The organism is Ferruginibacter sp. (genome assembly GCF_031391665.1).
In the GTDB taxonomy this organism is placed as follows: domain Bacteria; phylum Bacteroidota; class Bacteroidia; order Chitinophagales; family Chitinophagaceae; genus Ferruginibacter.
This window is the reverse complement of record NZ_JANMUN010000256.1, coordinates 1-4,861: the sequence shown is the minus strand read 5'-3', so window position 1 is coordinate 4,861 and position 4,861 is coordinate 1. Positions and strand designations below refer to the sequence as shown.

Genomic DNA, 4,861 nt, shown 5'->3' with positions numbered 1-4,861 from the left:
CTTTACTTTACTTCGGGTGTGCAAAAAGATGGGATTGTTTTTACAACTCTGGGCTTTTTAAGCTACACAGTATTTAAATGTTTACAGCAAAATTATTTTAGTAAAAAAAGCCTGTTAATTATTTTACTTGCCCTTACAGTTTTGTTTTTAATAAGAAGTTATGTGCTGTTAAATATTTTACCTGCACTTATTATATGGATACTGGTTGCCAAATATAAATGGCCGGCTTTTAAAAGTTTTGCAATTGGCTATAGTATTCTTGGCTTGATATTTTTTAATTTCAACAGCATTGTAAAAACTTTTAATCCACTTAAAACGGTTACACAAAAGCAGGCCGATTTTTTTACGCTTCCTGCAGCATCCACACAAATAAAATTAGATACGCTGTACCCCAACTTTAAAAGCTTTTTATACAATGCACCACAAGCTTATAATCATCTTTTGCTAAGGCCTTACCTTAGCGAGTTGCCGGCAAAAAGCCTTTTACCCATTAATATAGAGTTAGTTTTTTACCAATTACTTTTTATTCTATTTATTGTTTTTAAGAGAAAAAAAGCCGAGGGTGAATACAATCCTTTTATTCTTTTCGGCATATTTTTTACACTTACTATGTTTTTATTTATTGGTTATATCATGCCCAATTTAGGGTCAATTGTCAGGTATAGAAGTGTGTATTTGTCCTTTTTAATAACTCCTGTTATTTGTAGTATAGATTGGAATAGAATAAGTAATTTCTTAAAAATTAAAAAATAATTAAATATTTATTTATTTTCCACAAATGGGTAATTTTTATCACAAATTGTATAAAAAAGTTGTTTTATAACGAATTTTGGTGTTTTTTTGTTGCTCAAAACATAAAAATATGCAATCTTTACGCTCTCATGCGCTGGAAAACTTAACCAGCAATCCAGTAGAAGTTAAAGTGTCAGGCTCATCAAAAATTACTGCAATTTTTAATGAGAATGTATTTACACTTAAAGTAGCCCGCCAGTTTTTAAGCGACGATGCTTACAAAAGTTTAGTAGCCTCCGTAAAAAGCGGTAAAAAAATTGAACGTTCCATGGGTGCACAGGTAGCCAACGGTTTAAAAGCCTGGGCCGAAAGTAAAGGTGTAACACACTATACACACTGGTTTCAGCCATTAACCGGTTTATCTGCAGAAAAACATGATTCGTTTTTTACATTAAAAGGCGATGGTACACCAATTGAAGAATTTGAAGGCGGCGCTTTAATTCAGCAGGAGCCGGATGCATCTTCTTTCCCCAGCGGAGGTTTAAGAGCAACTTTTGAAGCCCGTGGATATACCGCATGGGATCCATCTTCGCCAGCATTTATTATGGAAATTGGCCAGGGAAAAACTTTATGTATCCCTACCATTTTTGTTTCCTACACCGGCGAATCGCTGGATGCTAAAACACCTTTATTAAAAGCGTTAGTAGCACTTGATAAAGCTGCTGTTGAAGTATGCCAGTATTTTGATAAAAATGTAACTAAAGTAACACCAACATTGGGTTGGGAGCAGGAGTATTTTGTTGTTGATGCAGGATTGGCAAATGCCCGTCCGGATTTATTGTTAACGGGCCGTACCGTTTTTGGGCATTCACCTGCCAAAGGCCAGCAATTAGAAGATCATTATTTTGGAACCATACCGGAAAGGGTGTACGCTTTTATGAGGGATTTTGAAGAAGAATCCTACAAGCTTGGCATTCCTTTACGCACAAGGCACAATGAAGTGGCACCTGCACAATTTGAGTGTGCGCCAATTTTTGAAGAAGTGAATATTGCGGTTGATCACAACACTTTGCTGATGGACATTATGACCAGGGTTGCAAAGCGCCACGATTTAAAAGTTTTATTGCATGAAAAACCATTTGCAGGCATTAACGGAAGTGGTAAGCACAATAACTGGAGTATGGCAACTGATACTGGTGTTAATTTATTAGCGCCGGGGTAAAACGCCAAAAACTAATTTAATGTTCTTAACCTTTTTTGTTAACACCATTAAAGCAGTACATGATTATTCCGATTTATTAAGGGCATCAATTGCCAGTGCAGGAAACGACCACCGCCTGGGCGCAAACGAAGCTCCTCCGGCAATTATTTCTGCATTCATCGGTAAATATTTAACCACAGTTTTAGAGCAGGTAGAAACAAGGGTTGGTGGAAAATTTGATGAGCAGGACGAAGCCATGCTGAAACTGGATATTCATAAAAGCATTCCTGAATTAATGCTGGATAACACTGACAGAAACAGAACATCGCCATTTGCATTTACCGGAAATAAATTTGAGTTCCGTGCAGTAGGTTCTTCTGCTAACTGTGCCAACAACATGACGGTGTTAAATACTATTGTTGCAGAAACATTAAAAACTTTTAAAAAAGATGTAGATGCTTTAATTGATAAAGGTGAGAAGAAAGAAGTAGCTATTATGCAAATTTTGCAGAAGTATGTAGTAAGCAGTAAAAAAGTTTTGTTTGAAGGTGATGGTTACAGCGAAGCATGGGCTAATGAAGCAGAAAAGCGTGGATTGCCCAACGTAAAAACTACACCGCTTGCATTAGATGCATACATTACCGAAAAATCTAAAAAACTTTTTGAAAGTAATGATATTTACAGCCATTCTGAATTAGAAGCAAGGCACGAAATAATGCTGGAAGATTATGTAAAGAAAGTACAGATTGAAGCAAGGATTATGGGGGAATTAGCAACTACTTATATTTTACCTTCTGCAGTTAAATACCAAAATGTTTTAATCAGCAATATTAAGGGATTAAAAGAAGCAGGATTAAAAGAAAGTGCTTACGCTAATCAATTACAATTGGTAGAAGCTATCAGCAACCATATTGCTATAATGAGCGATGGAGTTGAAAAAATGATTGAAGAAAGAAAAAAGGCCAATGAATTAACCAATTCGAGAGATAAGGCCATTGCTTATTGCGAAAATGTAAAAGGCAAATACTTTGATGTTATCCGTTACAGCGTAGATAAATTAGAGTTAATGGTGGATGATGCTTATTGGTTACTGCCTAAATACAGAGAAATTCTTTTCTTAAGATAAGCCCCTTCTAAAATATCCTCCCCGAAAGGGAGGACTTCATATAAAGCTGGCAAGCAAATCTGTTCTGCCTTTTGGCAGAACGCAATCGTTGTTAACCCCGTCCTTAAAAGATGGGGTTTTCATTTTATTTTATAAGCCATTAAACTTTTTGTATTTTTTTATATCTACTTTAGATAAAAATAAACTCATGAAAAAGATAAGTGCATTAATTGTTTTAACTTTTATTATTTCACTATCGTTTGCGCAGGTTCAGAGAAAAGTAAAAACTGAAAATATACCTGATTCAACAACAAAAACAGGAGAAAGAAAAAAAGGCGATAAGGCAAATAAAAAACAAGCAATAAGAGAGCTTGATCTTACTAAAGAACAAAAAGGAAAACTTAAAGAGCAAAGGAAAGCAGCAAAAGATAAAAAAGAAGCCATTCAAAACAACGAATCATTATCAGCTGAACAAAAAGAAGCTAAACTAAAAGAATTACAAAAAGAGAAGGCAAAAAGTACTATGGGCATTTTAAACGAGGAGCAAAAAGAAAAGATGAAAAAAATGCGTAAAGAAAAAAAGGGAAAGAAAATGGGTGAAGCAGAAAATAAATAAATTTTTAACTGATAGGTTTAGGGGCAAGAAAAAAGCTGTTCATTAAGTTGAACAGCTTTTCTTTTTTAAATAGTTTCCCTTTCTTCTTTTAATAAAATAATATTTAAACTATTTTTGTTTGATGGAGAAAATATATGATTATCAGCAACTGTATTCTTTTTGTACAGCTATTTTTAATAAAATGGGATGCAGTAATACAGATGCAGATATTGCTGCAAAAGCATTGCTGGCGGCTGATTTACGTGGTATCGACAGTCATGGTATTGCCAGGTTAACAGGTTATGTACGTTTGTGGCAAGTGCAGCGGGTGAATGCAACACCACAAATAAAAATTACGCATGAAACACCTTCTACTGCAGTGGTTACCGGCGATGCAGGATTAGGATTAGTAGTAGCACCTTTTGCCATGCAGGTAGCTATTGATAAAGCGGCAACATGTGGTACGGGCTGGGTAAGTGTAAAAAACAGTAATCATTTTGGTATTGCAGGTTATCATGCCATGATGGCTTTACCGCATGGTATGATTGGTATTGCCATGACGAATGCCAGTGCATTAGTAGCTCCAACATTTTCTATAGAAAGAATGCTGGGCACCAACCCAATTGCAGTAGCCATACCGGCAGGAGCCGAGCCCGCATTTGTTGCCGACTTTGCCACAACCACTGCTGCAAACGGAAAATTAGAAATCTTACAAAGAAAAAATGCAGCTGCACCAACAGGGTGGATACAAACAAAAGATGGTGAACAAAGCACAGATGCCAACGAATTAAAAAATGGCGGCTCTTTATTACCGTTAGGTGGCGACAGGGGGCACAGCAGCCATAAAGGTTATGCATTAGGTGCCATTGTAGATATTTTTTCTGCTGTGCTGAGCGGTGCCAATTACGGTCCGTGGGTACCGCCTTTTCCGGCTTATGTGCCCATGCCCGAAAATTTACCCGGCGAAGGCATTGGACATTTTTTTGGTGCCATGCGTATTGATGCTTTTAGAACTGCAGATGAATTTAAACAACACATGGATAACTGGATAACACGTTTCAGAAGTGCAAAAACTGTTGCAGGCCAAGCGAAAGTAATTATCCCCGGCGATCCGGAAAGAGAAATGGAAGCAGTAAGAATGAAAGACGGAATTCCGCTGGTAAATGCGGTGGTAGAGGATTTGAAAGTGCTGGGAGAAAAGTTTTCTTTACCGTTTGCTTAAATGCAT

At 36.7% G+C, this 4,861-nt stretch carries 5 protein-coding genes; all 5 read left to right on the top strand.

Going from position 1 to position 4,861, the window contains the following annotated elements; translation table 11 throughout:
- On the top strand, positions 1-753 hold a 753-nt coding region (locus tag ACY651_RS19455; protein WP_462255172.1), incomplete at its 5' end, for a hypothetical protein.
- Between the two features lie 109 nt (positions 754-862).
- Positions 863-1,954, top strand: coding sequence for a glutamine synthetase III (locus ACY651_RS19450; protein WP_462255171.1), 1,092 nt, complete (start codon positions 863-865; stop codon positions 1,952-1,954).
- Between the two features lie 19 nt (positions 1,955-1,973).
- Entirely contained in the window at positions 1,974-3,059 is a 1,086-nt protein-coding gene (locus ACY651_RS19445) for a glutamine synthetase III family protein (protein WP_462255170.1), read from the top strand.
- A 187-nt stretch (positions 3,060-3,246) separates the two neighbouring features.
- Complete coding sequence (locus tag ACY651_RS19440) at positions 3,247-3,654, top strand: hypothetical protein (RefSeq protein WP_462255169.1); 408 nt, start codon at positions 3,247-3,249, stop codon at positions 3,652-3,654.
- A 121-nt stretch (positions 3,655-3,775) separates the two neighbouring features.
- On the top strand, positions 3,776-4,855 hold the full coding sequence (locus tag ACY651_RS19435; RefSeq protein ID WP_462255173.1) for an Ldh family oxidoreductase: 1,080 nt from the start codon (positions 3,776-3,778) through the stop codon (positions 4,853-4,855).
- The last annotated feature ends 6 nt before the right edge of the window (positions 4,856-4,861 follow it).

Bases quoted from the DNA above. Each gene is read 5' to 3' on its own strand.
- ACY651_RS19450 (WP_462255171.1), top strand. From the start codon at position 863: ATGCAATCTTTACGCTCTCATGCGCTGGAAAACTTAACCAGCAATCCA.
- ACY651_RS19445 (WP_462255170.1), top strand. From the start codon at position 1,974: ATGTTCTTAACCTTTTTTGTTAACACCATTAAAGCAGTACATGATTAT.
- ACY651_RS19440 (WP_462255169.1), top strand. From the start codon at position 3,247: ATGAAAAAGATAAGTGCATTAATTGTTTTAACTTTTATTATTTCACTA.
- ACY651_RS19435 (WP_462255173.1), top strand. From the start codon at position 3,776: ATGGAGAAAATATATGATTATCAGCAACTGTATTCTTTTTGTACAGCT.